The following is a 17,416-nucleotide window of genomic DNA, read 5'->3' as shown; positions in this document are numbered from 1 at the left end:
CTCTCTCACATCTTCTTCCAGTCGCCGATCTGCTCGAAGGCGTGCGCGGCGCGGTAGATGGTGGATTCCTCGAACATGCGGCCGACCAGCATCAGGCCGACGGGCAGCCCGTCGACCATGCCGCAGGGCAACGACATCGCGGGATGATGGGTAATGTCGAACGGCGCGGTATTTGAGATCATCTCCAGGGCACGGGCGACGTAGTCCTCGCGGCTGGCCGTCGGTTCCGGCAGCTTGGTCGCCTTCATTGGCGTCGTCGGCAGCAGCAAAAGGTCGTATTCGCCGAACGCCTTGTCGTAGGCCGCAGTCAGGCGGCGGGAAATGTTGAGCGCCTTGCCGTAGTAGCGTGGTCCAAAGGTGTTGTTGATGTAGGTGCCCAGCAACAGAAACAGCTTTGTCGTCTCGGACAACGAGTCCGCCTGCCGGCGCCAGCCGCGGTGGAAGTCCATCAGCGAAGTCGAATAGAGATCGGACCGGCTCAAGCCGTAGCCGTCGCCATACATCATGGTCTGGGTCATGCCCTCGGTACCAATCGGTGTCCAGATCGCGGGACCGGCGAGATGCATCGGGATAGAGACGGTCTCGACAGTGGCGCCGAGATCCTTGAAACGCTTTGCGGCCTCGCGCACGCTTTCATTGACGGCGGCCTCGGCAGTCGCCTGCTCGAAGCCTTCCTTCAAGATGCCGATCTTCATTCCCTTGACGCCCTGGCCGAGCGCCTTGGTGTATTCCTCCACCTTCGGCGCCTTGATGCGGGGATCGTAGCCGTCATCGCCAGCGAGCACTTCGAGCAGCAGCGCGTTGTCGGCGACGGTCGCCGTCATCGGACCGGTGTGATCGACGAAAATCTCGATCGGCATGATGCCGGTGTAGGGCACGAGGCCCCAGGTCGGCTTCATGCCGTAGGTGCCGCAAAACGAGGACGGCATGCGGATCGAGCCGCCCTGGTCGCCGCCCATCGCCATGTCGGCTTCGCCCAAGGCAACGACAACGCCGCTGCCCGAGGACGAGCCCCCGGCCGAATAGCCCATCTTGTAGGGATTATGCACCGCGCCGACCGCGTTGGTGTGACTGCCGCCGGACATGCAAAAGGATTCACAGTGGGTCTTGCCGAGGATTTCCCCGCCGGCATCCAGGATGCGCGTGACGACGGTGGCGTCGAAATCGGGGATATAGCCTTCCAGCGTCGTTGAGCCGTTCATCATGGGCACGCCGGCCAGCATGATGTTGTCTTTCAGCGCAACGGTCTTGCCCTTGAGCTTGCCGCTGGCGGCGCCCTTCACGCTCGACTTGCGATACCAGGCATTGCGCGGATTTTCTTCCGCCGACGGCCGGTAGCCCGGCGTCCGCGGATATTTCACCTCCGGCACCTCGTCCGGCATCGCGCCGACGAGGTTGTAGGCATCGATCGAGCCCTGCATCAGGCCACGGAACGATGTCACGTCGGCGTCGGTCAGTGCGAGACCGCACTGCTCGGCGACGCTGCGAAGTTGGGCTGGCGTGGGAAGGACAACTGTCACGGCGCGCTCCTTGAGGCTTCTTGATCCCTGGCTTTGAACGGACAGCCGCTGGGCTCGGGCCTGCACGGCGCGGGCCAGTCGGCATCGCGTTGATACTAGAGACGGAAATATTTTCCTTTTCAAGTATTATTTTAGAGCGGATCATGCGCTGATTGCCACGCGTGGCGTCAGACCGGCTTGATCAGCTTGAAGTCGAGGCCATCGGCCTCGGCGAGATACATCTGCATCCGGGCGTGACCGTTGCGAACGACCACCGGGCCGCGCGCGCCGCCGTAATCGATGTTGCGCCCCGCCGCGAGCATCGGCCCCATCGCCAACGAACCGGCCTTGTTCGCGACGGCTTCAAGGAAACGCAGGCCCTCGTAGCTGGACTGGCCTAGCGAGCCGATCGGCGCGGCGTTCGGTCCGAACATCTGGCGATAACGGCTTTGAAAATCGTCATTGGCGCGCGACCCGACACCGGGAAAATAGCCGGAGGCACAGAACATGTTCTCGCTGTTGTCTGCGCCGATGCCGAGCAGCACCGTCTCGTCCATCGCGCCGGCCAGCCGCAACGTCGTCGCGGCGAGACCGCACTCGCCGAACGCGCGATTGAAGGTGATGCTGTCCGTGCCGATCAGCGAGATCAGGACGACGTCCGGTCTTGCGGCGCGGATCCGCTCCAGATGCGGCTCGTGGTTGTCCTCGCCAAGAGGAACGAACTCCTCGCCGACGACGCATCCGCCGGTTTCCTTGATGTACCGCTTCACCGCGCGATGCGATTGCCATGGCCAGACATAATCGCTGCCGATCAGGTACCAGCGCGCCGCGTTCTTGACGTCGGCCAGCCAGTGGATCGCAGGACGGCTCTGCCAGCGCGGCGTTTCGCCGATCGCCATGACGCCTGGCGTCAGTTCGCCGCCTTCATAGACCGGCGTGTAGATGTAGGGGATCCGGTTCGCGGTGGTGATCTTGCGGAGCGCGACACGAACCGCGCTGGTGTGCATGCCGACGACGAGATCGATCTCATCGTCGACGACCGCCTGCTCGGCGCGGTTCAGGACACTGTCGAGCGGACCGCCGGCATCATAGATCGACAGCTCGATCTCGCGTCCCAAAATGCCGCCACGCTTGTTGATCTCGGCGACCGCGAGCTGCGCGGTGTTGGTGGCGCATGGCCCCCAGATGCCGGGCGAGCCGGTGCAGCAGATGAAGCAGCCGACGCGCAGCTTGTTCGTACCGCGACGCCGAAGAAAGGCATGATCGTTGGGCGACAACGCACCATCAGCCGCCGATGACGACAGATTCCTGAACAGCAAGGACGGCGGCAACGCCGGACCGCCGTGTGCCGGGAAGTTTACCGTCGCGCGCACGCCAACTCCTGTCTGGTACCAGACCTGAAAGCACATTGAGCAGGCGGCCGCGGCACCCGCCCTTTTGTTGTGCAATCATCCTATTTTGAAAATATTGAATATTCAAGAATTGAAGTGCATATAGAAGCAGCATTGATTGCAAGACATTCACTCATTTGGGTCAAGACGAAGTCTTAGCCGTGGCAAAAATGAACGCTCCAATCACCGAACACCTCGCTTACCTGCTCGCGCAAGCAAACCGGGAGATCAACCGGCAGCTCGAACTGCGGTTGAGCAAGGAGGGGGTTCCCGTCGAGCAATGGCGCATCCTGAAAGTGCTGTCGGATGGCGACGGCCATTCGATGGGCGAGCTTGCGGACGCTGTGCTGCTCAACCATCCGACGCTGACCAAGATGATCGACCGCATGGTCTCCGACACGCTGGTCTACCGCGTGCAGGACCCGAACGACCGCCGCAAGGTTTTGATGTTCATCTCCGACCGCGGCAAGGTGCTGTGCAAGAAGCTCAACTCGCTCGCGGTCGACCAGGAGGAGCACATCCTGGAGAGCTACGGCGACAAGCCGACCAGCGAGCTCAAGCGGCTGCTGGAGAGCTTGATCGATAGCTCGAATTGAGGGGCGGCTTTACGCTTTCTCGCCGCTACGAGAATTGCGCGCCACACGCACACCTGTCATCGCCCGATTTAATCGGGCGATCCAGTATTCCGAGAGGGTCGTGATTGAGCCGAGAGGCCGCTGCGTACTGGATGCCCCGCCTTCGCGGGGCACGACAGAGAGCTAAACCGCTTACGCGTACCGCCCGTGGCAGTGCTTGTACTTCTTGCCTGAGCCGCAGGGGCAGTCCTCGTTGCGGCCGATCTTGCCCCAACTGGCAGGGTTCTTCGGATCGCGCAGCGCGGCGTCCGTGGCCTGCGGGGCGAGCGTGACGCTGGCGAGCGCCATTTCGTCCTCGCCGGTATCCGGATTGAGCTTGTGCGCTTCCATCTGCGGCAGGATGGGCGCCTCCTGCTCCGGCGGGACGATCTCGACCCGCATCAGCTGCGCGGTGACGGCCTCGCGCAGGTGCGCACTCATCTCCTGGAAGAGATTGAAGGCTTCGGTCTTGTACTCCTGCAACGGATCGCGCTGGCCGTAGCCGCGCAGGCCGATGACCTGGCGCAGATGGTCGAGCATGATCAGGTGCTCGCGCCAGAGATGGTCGAGCGTCTGCAGCAGAATGGTCTTCTCGACGTAACGCATCACGTCGGGACCCCATTGCCCGACCTTGGCTGCCATGTGCTCGTCGGCGCGGGTCTCGATGCGCTTGAGCAACTCCTCGTCGGCGATGCCCTCTTCCTTGGCCCAGTCCTGGACCGGCAGGTCGAGATCGAGCACGCGCTTCAGCTCTTCGTTCAGGCCGGCGACATCCCACTGCTCGGCATAGGCATGCTCGGGCACGTGCTTGGCAACGAGATCGTCGATGAAGGCGTGGCGCATGTCGGTGACGGTCTCGGCAACGCTGTCGTCCTTCATCAGCTCGACGCGCTGGTCGAAGATCACCTTGCGCTGGTCGTTCTGGACGTTGTCGAACTTGAGCAGATTCTTGCGGATGTCGAAGTTGCGGGCCTCGACCTTCTGCTGCGCCTTCTCCAAGGCCTTGTTGATCCAGGGATGGATGATGGCCTCGCCCTCTTGCAGGCCGAGACGCTGGAGCATGCTGTCGAGACGATCCGAGCCGAAGATGCGCATCAGATCGTCTTCCAGCGACAGGAAGAACTTCGAGCGCCCGGGGTCGCCCTGACGTCCGGAACGACCCCGGAGCTGGTTGTCGATGCGGCGGGATTCATGCCGCTCCGAACCGATGATGTAGAGACCGCCCGGCTTCTTGACGGTCTTGGCCGGCTTCGAGCCCTTTGCCGGCTCGATCTCGACGGTCTCCTCGGCCTTCAGCACGATCTCGCGGAAGTGCTCGATGTCGGCCTTGATCTGCTCGATCTTCCTGGCCTTCTCGGCCTCGTCCGCGATATCAGCAGTCTCCTGCTGGATCCGCATGTCGAGCGAGCCGCCAAGCTTGATGTCGGTACCGCGGCCGGCCATGTTGGTCGCGATCGTGATCGCGCCGGGAACGCCGGCCTCGGCAACGATGTAGGCTTCCTGCTCGTGGAAGCGCGCGTTCAGCACCGCGAACAGCTTTGCCGGCTTGTTGGCGCGCGCCGCGGCGTACAGCTTCTGCATCGAGTTCTCGTTGCCGAAGTCGATCTGCCGGTAGCCGTGCTTCTTGAGGTACTCGGCAATCACCTCCGACTTTTCGATCGAGGCCGTGCCGACCAGAACCGGCTGCAGCCGCGCATTGGCGCGCTCGATCTCGGCCAGGATCGCAGCGTATTTCTCGTTCTGGGTGCGATAGACCTCGTCGTCCTCGTCCAGACGTGCGACCGGCAGATTGGTCGGGATCTCCACGACCTCGAGCTTGTAGATGTCGAACAACTCGTCGGCTTCCGTCAGCGCCGTGCCGGTCATGCCGGCGAGCTTTTCGTACATCCGGAAATAGTTCTGGAAGGTGATCGAGGCGAGCGTCTGGTTCTCCGGCTGGACCTGGACGTGCTCCTTGGCTTCCAGCGCCTGGTGCAGACCTTCGGAATAGCGGCGGCCCTGCATCATGCGGCCGGTGAACTCATCGATGATCACGACCTCGTCGTCGCGGACGATGTAGTCCTTGTCGCGTGTGAACAGCGTGTGGGCGCGCAGCGCCTGGTTGATGTGGTGCACGACGGAGACGTTCTCGACGTCGTAGAGCGACTCGCCCTTGAGCTGGCCGGCATCGCGCAGCAGCTTCTCGATCTTCTCCATGCCGGCTTCGGTGAGCGTCACCGTGCGCTGCTTCTCGTCGACGTCGTAGTCGCTCTTGTCGAGCTTGGGCAGGAACGAGTCGATGGTGTTGTAGAAGTCGGAACGGTCGTCGAGCGGGCCGGAGATGATGAGCGGCGTGCGCGCTTCGTCGATCAGGATGGAGTCGACTTCGTCGACGATCGCATAGAAATGCGGCCGCTGGACCATGTCCTCGAGCCGGTACTTCATGTTGTCGCGGAGATAGTCGAAGCCGTATTCGTTGTTGGTGCCGTAGGTGATGTCGCAGGCATAGGCCGCCTTGCGCTCGGCATCGTCGAGGCCATGGACGATCACGCCGGTGGTCAGGCCGAGGAAGCCGTAAATCTGGCCCATCCAGGCGGAGTCGCGGCGGGCGAGGTAATCGTTGACGGTGACGACGTGGACGCCCTTGCCGGCGAGCGCGTTGAGGTAGACCGCGAGCGTTGCCACCAGCGTCTTGCCTTCGCCGGTCTTCATCTCGGCGATGTCGCCCTCGTGCAGCACCATGCCGCCGATCAGCTGGACGTCGAAATGGCGCTGGCCGAGCGTGCGCTTGGCAGCTTCGCGCACGGTGGCGAAGGCTGGCACCAGCAAATCGTCCAGCGTCTTGCCCTCGGCAAGCTGCTTCTTGAAGTCAGCGGTGCGGGCCTTGAGCGCCTCGTCGGAGAGCTTCGAGACCTCGGGCTCCAGCGCGTTGATCGCGTTGACGCGGGACTGATATCCCTTCACCCGCCGGTCGTTGGCGGAGCCGAAAAACTTGCGGGCGAGCGCGCCGATCATGCCTAGTTCCTGTGTTCGCGATTTAACCGCGTTGCAGCCAAGAAGTTGTCACCCGCCTGCCTATCAACTCACCGTGACGCCTGTCGGCGTCAGAGCCCGGACTGCGGGGTCATCCGCCATATGGGTGGGAATTGGGCTAGTCTGGGTTCAACGGCCAAAAACGCAGCAAAATAAACGCCATCGCCATGGTCGCGACCGGGCAGAGATATGGCCCGGTCAGGGCCTTGTCAACGGCAGGCGCATTGCGGCTAATTCATCATTTTGACAGACTTTTCGCGTTGCCAAGCCCCCCTGAATTGGGCGAGTGTCCGCCCCGCTTAAGCAGCCCCTGCTTCAACATAAGGATTTTGCATGACCACCTCGTTCCCGGTCACCACCGGCCAGCGTTTCCGCCACGCGTCCGCCTTGGCTGGCTGCTTTGCCCTGGCGCTGTCCCTGGCGTTCGCTGGTCCGCTCCGGGCCGCCGACGATCCGGTCCTGGCGAAGGTCAATGGCGTTGACATCAAGAAGAGCGACGTCGCCATGGCCGAGGAGGAACTCGGACCGAGCCTCGCCCAGATGGATCCCGCGACCAAGGACGAGAATGTCCTGTCGTTCCTGATCGACATGAAGATCGTGTCCAAGGCCGCCGAGGACAAGAAGGTCGCCGACGGCGAGGAATTCAAGAAGCGGATGGCGTTCGCCCGCAATCGCCTGCTGATGGACAGCCTGCTGGCCCAGGAAGGCAAGGCCGCGACCAACGACGACGCCATGAAGAAGGTCTACGAGGAGGCCTCCAAGCAGATCACCGGCGAGCAGGAAGTGCGCGCCCGCCACATCCTGGTCGAGACCGAGGACGAGGCCAAGGCGGTGAAGGCCGAGCTCGACAAGGGCGCCGATTTCGCCGAGCTCGCCAAGAAGAAGTCCAAGGATCCCGGCTCCGCCGACGGCGGCGACCTCGGCTTCTTCACCAAGGAGCAGATGGTGCCGGAATTCTCGGCCGTCGCGTTCGCGCTCGAGCCGGGCAAGATCTCCGATCCCGTGAAGTCGCAGTTCGGCTGGCACATCATCAAGGTCGAGGAAAAGCGCAACCGCAAGGCGCCTGAGTTCGACCAGGTCAAGGCCCAGATCGAGCAGTACGTCACCCGCAAGGCGCAGGCCGACTACGTCGCCAAGCTCCGCGCTGAAGCCAAGGTCGAGCGGACGGACCAGCCGGCGGCCGACGCCAAGCCGGCCGATACCAAGCCCTCCGACAGCAAGATGGCGCCCCCCGCCAAGAAGTAAAAATTCGCTGTCACTTCGGTGACGCCAAGAGTATCTAAGCATCGCAATGGCCGGGCCGAAAGTGCGAAGCACGTCTTCGCACTTGATGTCCCGGCCATCTGCATATCCAGACCTCACCAAGGCACAAGCCAAGGCACCTCGCGATGTCCTCAACCGCCTCCCCGCTCGCCCCGAAGAACGTTCCCGCCATGCCGGTGATCGCGGGCGTCCGTCTCGCGACGGCCGAGGCCGGCATCCGCTACAAGAACCGCACCGACGTGCTGCTGGCGATCATGGACAAGGGCACCGCGGTCGCCGGCGTCTTCACCAAGTCGAAGTGCCCGTCCGCGCCGGTCGAATGGTGCCGCGCCAAGCTCAAAGGCGGCAAGGCACGCGCACTGGTCGTCAATTCCGGCAATGCCAACGCCTTCACCGGCAAGACCGGCCGCGGCTCCACGGCGCTGACCGCGAAGATCGCGGCCAAGGCCGTCGGCTGCAGCGAGAGCGAGATCTTTCTGGCCTCGACCGGCGTGATCGGCGAGCCGCTGGACGCGACCAAGTTCGACGGCGTGCTGGAACGCCTCGCCGAGACCACTGAGGCCGGCGATTATCTCGCGGCCGCCAAGGCGATCATGACCACCGACACCTTCCCCAAGGTCGCGACCGCGACCGTGAAGCTCGGCAAGGCCAAGGTCACCATCAACGGCATGGCCAAGGGCGCCGGCATGATCGCCCCCGACATGGCGACGATGCTATCCTTCATCTTCACCGACGCGCCGATCGCGCCCGCCGCGCTGCAGGCGCTGCTCAAGGCCGGCGTCGAGGACACTTTCAATGCCGTCACGATCGACGGCGACACCTCGACCTCCGATACGCTGCTGGCTTTCGCCACCGGCGCTGCCGCCGAGCACGGCGCACCAAAGATCAGCCGTGCCAGCGATCCGCGCCTGAAGTCCTTCGTCAAGGCGTTCAACCAAGTGCTCGCCAATCTTTCCGAACAAGTTGCCCGTGACGGCGAAGGCGCGCGCAAGCTGGTCGAGATCACCGTCGAGGGCGCCAAGACCAAGGCCTCGGCACGCAAGATCGCGATGTCGATCGCCAACTCGCCGCTGGTGAAGACCGCAATCGCCGGCGAGGACGCCAATTGGGGCCGCGTGGTCATGGCGGTCGGCAAGGCCGGCGAGCCGGCCGACCGCGACAAGCTCTCGATCTCCTTCAACGGCATCCGCGTCGCGAAGAGCGGCGCGCGCGATCCGTCGTACGACGAGGCGCAGGTGTCGGAAGCGATGAAGGCCCCGGAGATCGCGATCAAGGTGTCGCTCGGCCTCGGCAAGGGCCGCGACCGCGTGCTGACCTGCGACCTCACCAAGGAATATGTCGCGATCAACGGCGATTACAGGTCGTAGCTGAAGCTGATGGCTGATCTCAAACTGACACTGGTGGTAGCGTGCGCGCTGGTCGACGCCGACAAGCGCGTCCTGATCGCGCAGCGCCCCGAGGGCAAGACGCTCGCGGGCCTCTGGGAATTTCCCGGCGGCAAGCTGGAGCCGGGCGAGCGGCCGGAGCAGAGCCTGATCCGCGAGCTCAATGAGGAGCTCGGCATCACCGTCGCCGAGCCGTGCCTGGCGCCGCTGACCTTCGCGAGCTACGGCTACGAGACCTTTCATCTGTTGATGCCGCTCTACATCTGCCGGCGCTGGGAAGGCCAGGTCATGGCGCGGGAGGGCCAGAAGCTGGCCTGGGTCCGTGCCAACAAGCTGCGCGACTATCCGATGCCGCCGGCGGACATTCCGCTGATCCCGCATTTGATTGACTTGCTGATGTGAGGCTTGCCTGCCCCGGACGCAGCGCAGCGCTTCTTCAGCGGTGCGCTGCAGAGCCGGGGCCCAGGCGCTAACGGCAGACTGGGTCCCGGCTCTGCGCAGCAGCGCAAGAGCGCTGCAGCGCGTCCGGGACACGTGTCAGCTCTCCCCGGCCTTCTTCACCGCGTCCGCCAGGCTCGCTTTCGCCGATCCCGGCTTCAGCGGCTGCTGCTGGCTCGCATGCGGGGCCCAACCGGAGAGCCAGATGATATCGAAGGTCGCACGGACGCGGCCGTCGGCGTCGGCAAAGCGCTCGCCATAGATTTCGGCCATGCGCAGCAGGGTCGCGCGCCGGCTCGGCGTGCGCCGCCGCTCGATCAGCACATTGGCCGCACCCATGCGGCGAAGATCCTGCATCAGGGCAAAGGCATTGGAATAGCGCACCACGACGCGGTCGACGTCGGTGACCGGCAGCGCAAAACCCGCCCGCTGCAACAGCGCGCCGATATCCCGCAGATCCGCGAACGGCACCACCCGCGGCGACACGCCGCCCTCGCATTCGACTTCCGCCGCAGCAAACGCCTGCCGCAGCTCGGTCAGGCTGTCGCCGCCGATCATCGCGGCGAGCAGTAGCCCGTCCGGCTTCAGTGCCCGGCGAATTTGCGCGAGCACGCCGGGAAGATCGTTGACGAATTGCAGCGCCAGCGCCGACACGACGAGATCGAGGCTTTCGGGAGCGAAGGGCAGCTTCTCCTCGCCGGTCTCGCCAAGCGCGATCTGCTGAAATGACGGCAATCGCGCTCGTAACGCCGCCAGCCCCTCGCCTGGCGTCCAGAGATCAGCCGGCGCGTGAAATTCGCGCATCACCGCAGCCAGCCGGTCGGACATGTCCTCGGCCACCCGATCGAGCAGGAAGCTCACGGCACCTTGCGCCTGCGCACGGCGCTGCCGCGCGTGCAGCAAAGCACGATCGAACAAGGCGGGCGGCGTTTGTGGGTTTGTGGCCATGGCGCTGGTTACGCCGATCATGCCGGTTCTGGCAATCCACTGCATGTGGCGCTAGCCTTCCTCGTGGACGCCGCACCGGCCCTCGCGTTCCAAGCCAACAATGCGCGCCAGCTTTGTGGCGCACTGGAGCATCAGACGATGATCACCTGTTACCTGCGATACGAGATCCCCCCGGACAAGCTCGCCGAATTCGAAGCTTATGGCAGGATGTGGCTGGAACTAGTGCCAAGATTCGGCGGCATCCACCACGGCTACTTCCTGCCATCGGAAGGGGCGAGCGACGTCGCCCTCGCGATGTTCAGCTTCCCGAGCTTCGCGGCGTACGAACAATATCGGAAGGACAGCGCCGAAGATCCGGACGTCCAGAAGGCGATCGACTTCGCAAGGCAAACGCGCTGCTTCCGTCGCTATGAGCGATCGTTCTTCCGGCCCGTGCTGCCGAAAGGGCCGTAGGCCGGGCACAGACAAGAGCAGCCCGTTGGCTTGAGCGTGGCGCAGGACGGGGCTAGCCTTGCCCAATGGACGCCGAGGCATCACCATCACGCTCCATTTCCAGCCATCTGCGCGGCGCGCTCAAGGCCTGCCGCGGTGTGCTGGCGCATCTGCCAAGGCTCGCGCTCGACATTGCGCTACCGACCTTGTGCGTCTCCTGCCGCGAGCCGGTGGATGGCGAGGGTGTATGCGCGGCGTGCTGGGCAAGGCTGTCGTTCATCGAGCGGCCCTATTGCCCGCGGCTCGGTATTCCCTTTGTCTATGATCCCGGCCCCGACATGCTGTCGATGGAGGCGATCGCGAGTCCACCGGCCTACCAGCGGGCACGCGCGGCGGTGCGCTATGACGACGTCGCGCGCACGCTGGTGCATGCGCTGAAATACCAGGACCGCACGGATCTCGCGCCCGCCATGGGCCGCTGGATGGCACGCGCGGGCGGTGAGCTGCTTGCCGGCGCCGACATGCTGGTGCCGGTGCCCCTGCATTGGCGCCGGGCCTGGCGCCGCCGCTACAACCAGTCCGGTGCGCTGGCGCACATCATCGCGCGACAGAGCGGGATCAAGGTGCGGGGCGAGGTGCTGCGCCGGGTGCGCCACACGGAGCAGCAGATAGGCCTGTCGCGAGCCCAGCGCGCCACCAATGTGCAAGGCGCATTCCAGGTATCCCCGGACCGTCAGGCCGAGATCCAGGGCCGGCGCATCGTCCTGGTCGACGATGTCCTGACCTCAGGTGCGACGCTGGATGCCTGCGCGCGGGCCTTGCTGCGCGCCAAGGCAGCCCAGGTCGACGTGCTGGTCTTTGCCCGGGTTGTCGAGAGCCGCTAAACTCCCATATAATTCAACAAATTCATGACATGAAAGCGCTGGACGCCATGACCGCTGCTGTCGAGATCTACACCAGGCCGGGCTGCGGCTATTGTTCCGCAGCCCGGTCGCTTCTGACCCGCAAGAAGGCGAGCTTCACGGAATTCGACGTCGCCAAGGACGCGTCATGGCGCGACGAGATGTACGACCGCGCCGGCGAGGGCTCGACCTTCCCGCAGATCTGGATCGGCGGAACCCATATCGGCGGCTGCGACGACCTCTACGCGCTCGACCGCGAAGGCAAGCTGGACGGCCTCCTCGAAAGCGTCAAGGCGGCCTCATGAGCGACAGCAGGACCTTCACCGCCGCCATGGTGCAGATGCGCACCGGCTTGATGCCCGAGCCGAGCCTCGCACAGGCGACGAAACTGATCCGGGAGGCGGCTGCCAAGGGCGCCGACTACGTGCAGACGCCCGAGGTCAGCAACATGATGCAGCTGAACCGCAAGGCGCTGTTCGAGCACCTCCAGAGCGAAGAGCACGACGCCTCGCTGAAGGCGTATCGCTCGCTCGCGGCCGAGCTGAATATCCACGTCCATGTCGGCTCGCTGGCGTTGCGCTTTTCGCCGGAGAAGGCGGTCAACCGCTCCTTCCTGATCGGGCCCGAGGGCAATGTGCTCGCGAGCTACGACAAGATCCACATGTTCGACATCGAGCTGCCGGACGGCGAGAGCTATCGCGAATCCGCCAATTACCAGCCGGGCGAGACCGCCGTGATCTCCGACCTGCCCTGGGGCCGCGTCGGGCTGACGATCTGCTACGACGTGCGCTTCCCCGCGCTCTACCGCGCGCTCGCTGAAAGTGGTGCCTACTTCATCACAGTTCCTTCCGCCTTCACCCGCAAGACCGGCGAGGCGCACTGGCACATCCTGCTGCGGTCGCGCGCGATCGAGACGGGCTGCTTCATCTTCGCAGCTGCGCAGGCCGGCCTGCACGAGAACAAGCGCGAGACCTATGGTCACTCGCTGATCATCGATCCCTGGGGCGAGATTCTCGCCGAGGGCGGTGTCGAGCCCGGCATCATCATGGCCAAGATCGACCCGGCCAGGGTCGAGACCGCACGCCGCGCGATCCCCTCGCTCCAGCACGGCCGCCGCTTCGGCGTCTCCGATCCCAAGGCCGGGCCGGATCATCTGCACCTGGTGCGGGGATCGGTATGATCCGTTACGCGCTCCATTGCGACCGCAAGCACGCGTTCGAGAGCTGGTTCCAGAGTTCGTCGGCTTATGATTCGCAGGTGAAGCGCAAGCTCGTGACCTGCCCGATCTGCGGCTCGGCCAAGGTCGACAAGGCGATCATGGCACCGCGCATCGTCGGCAAGAAGGGGCGCGGCAGCGCGACACCGCCGCCGGAGCCGACCACGACGCCAACGCCCGAAGCGGCGCAGTCTGGATCCACCTCGCTGATGATGGCGCAGGAGCGCGAGCTCCGCACCAAGCTGAAAGAGCTGCGCGACCACATCGTCAAGAACGCCGACAATGTCGGCGAGCGTTTTGCCAACGAAGCCCGCGCGATGCATTACGGCGACAAGGAGCACCGTCCGATCTACGGCGAGGCCTCGCCCGACGAGGCAAAATCGCTGATCGACGAGGGCATCGAGGTCTCGCCGCTGCCGACGCTGCCGGAAGACAGGAATTGACGCGCAAAGCGCGTCAGAATCCCACCAGCAGCGCCACGCCGACCACGATCAGCACGATGCCAAAAATCTCGCGCGGCGCGATCGGCTGCTTGAAGGAGTAATACGCCACGGCTTGCGCGAGCAGCACCTCGATCAGCGCGAGCGTGCGGACATTGGCGGCAGCCGTCAGCGCAAACGCCAGGAACCAGAATTGCGAGGCGAAGGCCCCCATGAAGCCCGCCAGCAGTGACGGCCTCCACAGCCCCAGGATCGACTGAAGCACTTTTGGCGCGCGCCAAAGCAGATAGATCGTCAGGATCAGCGTCTGCACGAACAGGCCGAGCACCAGCGTGAACGAGGCCGAGGTCACGAACGAGACGCCGGGAACGTTGATGATCGCGCCGCGGAAGCCGACAGCGGAGAGCGCGAAGGCCGCGGCCGCAACCAGGCCGGTGATCGTCGGCTTCAGCTCCGCAAAACTCTTCTCGCCGCCCGGCCGCAGCGCGGTGATGACGACGCCGACGGTCGCGATCACGATCGCCAACACCTTCAGCCAGGTCAGGTGATCGCCGAGGAAGACGAAGCCAAAGATCGCAGTCTGGATCGCCTCGGTCTTCAAATAGGCTGTCGTCACCACGAAGGAGCGGTCGTTCATCGCGAGCAGCATCAGCCCGGTGGCGACGATCTGGCTGAGCGCACCGAGCAGCAGCCACGGCCAGAACACGGTCGGCGGCATGCCGAGACGATCGCCGGTCGCGATCAGCACAAGCCCTAAGAATAGCAGCGAGAACGGGAAGCCGAACAGGAAGCGGATATTGGTCGCGCCCCAGGTCCCCAGCGGCTTCGTCAGCGATCGCTGCATCGCATTGCGCGCGACCTGGCCGAGCGCAGCAATGACGGTGAAGGGAATCCAGAGGCTGGTGACGGTGAGCATGGGGTGTGTGAGCGGGGGGTGACTGCACTACGGGGTGAATGACTGCAAACTGCCGAGGGCGCGGCAACAGGTCAATCGGCGCAACGTCATAGGAGCGATGCTCGCGCCTCGCTCACCCCCTCACACCATCCGCTCCGCCACGACCATGTAGTTCACGTCCATATCCAACGAGAGGGTCCATTTGTCGGCGAAGGGGGAGTAGACCACGCCGGTCTGCTCGGTGATGACGAGGCGGTTGTCGAGGAGATACTTGGTCAGCTCGTCGGGGGTGACGAACTTGTTCCACTCGTGGGTGCCGCGCGGCAGCCAGCGCAGGACGTATTCGGCGCCGACGATGGCGAGCGCAAAGCTCTTCCAATTGCGGTTGAGGGTAGACACGACCATCAGGCCGTTGGGCTTCAGCATCGAGGCGCAGCGCTTCAGGAAGACGCCGACGTCGACGACGTGCTCGACCACCTCCATCGCCAGCACGATGTCGAAACGCTCGCGCGGATCGATCTCCTCCACCGTGGTGCAGCGATAGTCGATCGACAGATGGCTCTTGTCGGCATGCAGCTTCGCCGCGGCGATGTTGCTGGCCGACGGATCGACGCCGATGACCTGCGCACCCAGCCGCGACAGCGGCTCGCACAACAGGCCGGCGCCGCAGCCGATGTCGAGCACGCGCAGGCCGCCGAGGCAGTTGAGGCTGCGCACATTGCGCTCGAACTTGCGGCAGGCGGCGTCGCGGATATAGCCGAGCCGCAACGGATTGATCCGGTGCAGCGGCGCCATCTTGCCCTTGGGGTCCCACCATTCGGCCGAGAGCTTTGAGAATTTCGCGATCTCGGCGGCATCGACGGTCGAGCCCGGCGCGCGGGGTGCGGTTGCGGAAGTATCTTGCTGCATGCTCATGGGTTACGCGCGGTCCTACCGCGTGGTGATCGAACTACGGAAGGCGAGTGGCGAGGCGATGGTCTTGATCGTCTCAATGCCCTCGCCGACGCCGCGAATGGTCACGTCGCCGTAGTTGAGAATTCGTCCAAGAATGGTTTGATCGACGTCGACGCTCTCGACCTTGTCCAGCGCCATCTCGAAGGTGCGGCGCTTGATGAAGCCGGTCTTGTGCACAACCCGGAGGTTGGTGACGTCGGTCTCGGTGGTGAAGCGATGGAACCAGCCCTTCACGGTCCAGTAGAGCGCTGCCAGAGCCACGAGGCCGGACGCGACGAGACAGAGCAGGACGAGGCCTTCAACAATGGTTTGCCGGGACGCCACGAACAGCGCCAAGACTACGATCCAGGCCACAATCGCCGGAAAATAGAAGATCCAGTGCGCATTGGTCGAATACAGCACCCGCTCGCCCGGCTGCAGGATCTCGTCGATATAACGCGCCATGATCTCGGTTAACCCATTACCCCCAAAGGCGACGCCCCCAAAGGCGACCTCAAGCCTGCCCCGCAGGAACCCGCTTGCCCCCGGCCCCGCCGCTATGTATACGCGCGGTCGGTGTCCGCAAGCACCGGTCCATTGCGGGTCACCATACTGATCCTTATGAGGGAATGCACGCGTCGTCATGAGCCGCCTCGTGATGAAATTCGGCGGCACGTCCGTCGCCAACATCGAACGTATCCGCAACGTCGCACGCCATGTGAAGCGTGAGGTCGACGCCGGCCATGAAGTGGCTGTGGTCGTCTCGGCGATGTCGGGCAAGACCAACGAGCTGGTGGCCTGGTGCACCGAGGCCTCGCCGATGCACGATGCGCGCGAATACGACGCCGTCGTCGCCTCCGGCGAGCAGGTGACCTCGGGCCTGCTCGCCATCGTGCTCCAGGGCATGGGTATCCAGGCCCGCTCCTGGCAGGGCTGGCAGATCGCGATCAAGACCAGCGACGCCCATGCCTCGGCCCGGATCGAGGACATCGACGGCAGCGAGATCATCACCCGTTTCAGGGATCGCAAGGAGGTCGCGGTCGTCGCCGGCTTCCAGGGCATCGATCCCAAGACCAACCGCATCACCACGCTCGGCCGCGGCGGCTCCGACACCTCGGCCGTGGCGATCGCCGCCGCCGTCAAGGCCGACCGCTGCGACATCTACACCGACGTCGACGGCGTCTACACCACCGACCCGCGAATCGTGCCGAAGGCCAAAAGGCTCGACAAGATCGCGTTTGAAGACATGCTGGAACTGGCCTCCCAGGGCGCGAAGGTGCTCCAGGTGCGCTCGGTGGAACTCGGCATGGTCCACAACATGCCGATCTTCGTCCGCTCGAGCTTCGACAAGCCCGAGGACATCGACCCGCATGCCAACCAGCCGCCCGGCACGCTGATCTGCAGCGAGGAGGAGATCATGGAAAGCCACGTCGTCACCGGCATCGCCTTTTCGAAGGACGAGGCCCAGATCTCGGTGCGCCAGATCGAGGACAAGCCCGGCGTGGCGGCGTCGATCTTCGGCCCGCTCGCGGATGCCAATATCAACGTCGATATGATCGTTCAGAACGTGTCCGAGGACGGCAAGACCACCGACCTCACCTTCACGGTGCCGGCCGCCGACTACAACCGCGCCAAGGACACGATTACCGCCGCCAAGGCCAAAATCGGCTATATCAGGCTTGATACCGCCACCGACGTCGCCAAGATCTCGGTGATCGGCAGCGGCATGCGCAGCCATGCCGGCGTCGCCGCTCAGGCGTTTTCGGCCCTCGCCGGACGGAACATCAACATCCGGGCCATTACAACCTCCGAGATCAAATTCTCGGTTTTGATCGACACCGCCTATACCGAGCTTGCGGTGCGCACCCTGCATACACTTTACGGCCTCGATCAGGTTTAGACTAATTTTCTCTTAGCGGTTGCAGCAAACGCGAAGTGTACACACCTTCGCGTTTGGCAGGCGTTTTGCTTGGCAAAACAAGCCTCAATTCGCTATACGGCGAACAGGGTGGGCTGCCGCAGACTGTGTCCCAGTTCAGGCTGCTGAT

17 protein-coding genes are annotated in these 17,416 nt (G+C 64.1%); 10 read left to right on the top strand and 7 right to left on the bottom strand.

Annotated features, from left to right (window positions below; all coding sequences use genetic code 11):
- Positions 1-5: 5 nt before the first annotated feature.
- Both ABIC09_RS00575 and ABIC09_RS00570 read right to left on the bottom strand, forming a co-directional pair.
- Positions 6-1,520: an amidase gene (locus tag ABIC09_RS00575; protein ID WP_354108092.1), complete on the bottom strand. Its 1,515-nt coding sequence runs from the start codon at positions 1,518-1,520 to the stop codon at positions 6-8.
- 167 nt (positions 1,521-1,687) lie between these two features.
- Positions 1,688-2,872: a substrate-binding domain-containing protein gene (locus tag ABIC09_RS00570; RefSeq protein WP_246229934.1), complete on the bottom strand. Its 1,185-nt coding sequence runs from the start codon at positions 2,870-2,872 to the stop codon at positions 1,688-1,690.
- Between the two features lie 188 nt (positions 2,873-3,060).
- Here ABIC09_RS00570 and ABIC09_RS00565 point away from each other — a divergent pair, with 188 nt between their 5' ends.
- Positions 3,061-3,486, top strand: coding sequence for a MarR family winged helix-turn-helix transcriptional regulator (locus ABIC09_RS00565; RefSeq protein ID WP_148751963.1), 426 nt, complete (start codon positions 3,061-3,063; stop codon positions 3,484-3,486).
- Between the two features lie 171 nt (positions 3,487-3,657).
- Here the strand turns inward: ABIC09_RS00565 and secA are convergent, their stop codons facing one another.
- A complete protein-coding gene (gene secA / locus ABIC09_RS00560; RefSeq protein ID WP_354086377.1) occupies positions 3,658-6,498 on the bottom strand; it encodes a preprotein translocase subunit SecA in 2,841 nt (946 codons plus the stop codon).
- Between the two features lie 351 nt (positions 6,499-6,849).
- Between secA and ABIC09_RS00555 the strand changes: the two genes are divergently transcribed.
- The 3 genes from ABIC09_RS00555 (at position 6,850) to mutT (ending at position 9,566) form a co-directional block, all read left to right on the top strand.
- Positions 6,850-7,761, top strand: coding sequence for a peptidylprolyl isomerase (locus ABIC09_RS00555; protein WP_148756439.1), 912 nt, complete (start codon positions 6,850-6,852; stop codon positions 7,759-7,761).
- Positions 7,762-7,904: 143 nt separating this feature from the next.
- Entirely contained in the window at positions 7,905-9,146 is a 1,242-nt protein-coding gene (gene argJ / locus ABIC09_RS00550; protein ID WP_354108091.1) for a bifunctional glutamate N-acetyltransferase/amino-acid acetyltransferase ArgJ, read from the top strand.
- Between the two features lie 9 nt (positions 9,147-9,155).
- The gene (mutT, locus tag ABIC09_RS00545) at positions 9,156-9,566 is read left to right on the top strand and encodes an 8-oxo-dGTP diphosphatase MutT (RefSeq protein WP_148756441.1); all 411 of its coding nucleotides are present in this window, start codon (positions 9,156-9,158) and stop codon (positions 9,564-9,566) included.
- Between the two features lie 135 nt (positions 9,567-9,701).
- On the opposite strand, the gene ABIC09_RS00540 is transcribed toward mutT, so the two are convergent.
- A complete protein-coding gene (locus ABIC09_RS00540; RefSeq protein ID WP_354108256.1) occupies positions 9,702-10,571 on the bottom strand; it encodes a methyltransferase domain-containing protein in 870 nt (289 codons plus the stop codon).
- A 117-nt stretch (positions 10,572-10,688) separates the two neighbouring features.
- On the opposite strand from ABIC09_RS00540, the gene ABIC09_RS00535 reads away from it, so the two are divergent.
- The 5 genes from ABIC09_RS00535 (at position 10,689) to ABIC09_RS00515 (ending at position 13,543) form a co-directional block, all read left to right on the top strand.
- Positions 10,689-11,003, top strand: a complete 315-nt coding sequence (locus ABIC09_RS00535) for an NIPSNAP family protein (RefSeq protein ID WP_354108255.1) — start codon at positions 10,689-10,691, stop codon at positions 11,001-11,003.
- 65 nt (positions 11,004-11,068) lie between these two features.
- On the top strand, positions 11,069-11,866 hold the full coding sequence (locus ABIC09_RS00530; protein WP_148756444.1) for a ComF family protein: 798 nt from the start codon (positions 11,069-11,071) through the stop codon (positions 11,864-11,866).
- A 47-nt stretch (positions 11,867-11,913) separates the two neighbouring features.
- Entirely contained in the window at positions 11,914-12,189 is a 276-nt protein-coding gene (grxC, locus tag ABIC09_RS00525; RefSeq protein WP_148756472.1) for a glutaredoxin 3, read from the top strand.
- Positions 12,186-13,064, top strand: a complete 879-nt coding sequence (locus ABIC09_RS00520) for a carbon-nitrogen hydrolase family protein (protein ID WP_354108090.1) — start codon at positions 12,186-12,188, stop codon at positions 13,062-13,064. The genes grxC and ABIC09_RS00520 overlap by 4 nt, the downstream gene beginning before the upstream one ends.
- The gene (locus ABIC09_RS00515) at positions 13,061-13,543 is read left to right on the top strand and encodes a DUF1178 family protein (protein WP_354108089.1); all 483 of its coding nucleotides are present in this window, start codon (positions 13,061-13,063) and stop codon (positions 13,541-13,543) included. Before ABIC09_RS00520 ends, ABIC09_RS00515 begins: the two co-directional genes overlap by 4 nt.
- A gap of 13 nt (positions 13,544-13,556) precedes the next feature.
- Here the strand turns inward: ABIC09_RS00515 and ABIC09_RS00510 are convergent, their stop codons facing one another.
- From ABIC09_RS00510 to ABIC09_RS00500, 3 genes are all read right to left on the bottom strand, one after another.
- Entirely contained in the window at positions 13,557-14,456 is a 900-nt protein-coding gene (locus ABIC09_RS00510) for an EamA family transporter (RefSeq protein WP_354108088.1), read from the bottom strand.
- Between the two features lie 120 nt (positions 14,457-14,576).
- Positions 14,577-15,350, bottom strand: a complete 774-nt coding sequence (ubiG, locus tag ABIC09_RS00505; RefSeq protein WP_187435493.1) for a bifunctional 2-polyprenyl-6-hydroxyphenol methylase/3-demethylubiquinol 3-O-methyltransferase UbiG — start codon at positions 15,348-15,350, stop codon at positions 14,577-14,579.
- A gap of 15 nt (positions 15,351-15,365) precedes the next feature.
- Positions 15,366-15,833, bottom strand: a complete 468-nt coding sequence (locus ABIC09_RS00500) for a PH domain-containing protein (protein ID WP_148756448.1) — start codon at positions 15,831-15,833, stop codon at positions 15,366-15,368.
- 178 nt (positions 15,834-16,011) lie between these two features.
- Here ABIC09_RS00500 and ABIC09_RS00495 point away from each other — a divergent pair, with 178 nt between their 5' ends.
- On the top strand, positions 16,012-17,268 hold the full coding sequence (locus ABIC09_RS00495; RefSeq protein WP_148756449.1) for an aspartate kinase: 1,257 nt from the start codon (positions 16,012-16,014) through the stop codon (positions 17,266-17,268).
- The last annotated feature ends 148 nt before the right edge of the window (positions 17,269-17,416 follow it).

It is taken from the genome of Bradyrhizobium sp. S3.12.5, from assembly GCF_040548225.1.
In the GTDB taxonomy this organism is placed as follows: Bacteria; Pseudomonadota; Alphaproteobacteria; order Rhizobiales; family Xanthobacteraceae; genus Bradyrhizobium; species Bradyrhizobium cytisi.
Note: the sequence above shows the minus strand (reverse complement) of the source record. Positions and strands in the feature narration are given on the sequence as shown.